Raw genomic sequence first — 637 nt, forward strand, 5'->3', positions numbered from 1 at the left:
TCATCGAAGATAGATCGCCGACCTGTGAAAAAGGGACCAGCCCCAGGGTCTTGGTAGATCCTGGGGCTGGTTCTCTCACGATGTGCTCGGTGGTGTCCTACTCTCCCGCACCCTGGCGGGTGCAGTACCATCGGCGCTGTCAGGCTTAGCTTCCGGGTTCGGGATGGGTGCCGGGCGTGTTCCCTGTCGCTGTGACCACCGAGACGTCTGGTATGGGCAGTGCAGTGCGGTGCTGTCTCGTGTTGTTGATTCGGTTATTGGCCGCCCCCTACCACCGTCACCCTGTGTGTGGTGTGGTTGGGGGGTGGGTTGGGTGTGGACCGTATAGTGGACGCTTCGCGGTTAGCTGCTGTCTTTCCCGTCACCCCTACGTACCGTCCTTGTGGCGGGCGGGTGGGTGGGGGGGGTGTTGTTTGTGTCGGCCGATTAGTACCAGTCAGCTCTCAACCGTTGCCGGTCTTCCACTTCTGGCCTATCAACCCAGTAGTCTGCTGGGGGCCTACCAAGAAGGACGAGTCCTTCTTGTGGAGACCTTGTCTTGAAGATGGTTTCCCGCTTAGATGCTTTCAGCGGTTACCCGTCCCGAACGTAGCCAACCAGCCGTGCCCCGGGCGGGACAACTGGCACACCAGAGGTT

2 rRNA genes are annotated in these 637 nt (G+C 60.4%); both read right to left on the reverse strand.

Annotated elements, in window-relative coordinates:
* Positions 1–84: 84 nt before the first annotated feature.
* Positions 85–203, reverse strand: a 5S ribosomal RNA gene (gene rrf / locus Q4P78_RS08545).
* A gap of 202 nt (positions 204–405) precedes the next feature.
* Positions 406–637: ribosomal RNA gene (locus Q4P78_RS08550) — 23S ribosomal RNA — on the reverse strand; the annotation flags it as partial.

The organism is Rothia sp. (in: high G+C Gram-positive bacteria), assembly GCF_030540545.1.
Lineage (GTDB): Bacteria > Actinomycetota > Actinomycetes > Actinomycetales > Micrococcaceae > Rothia.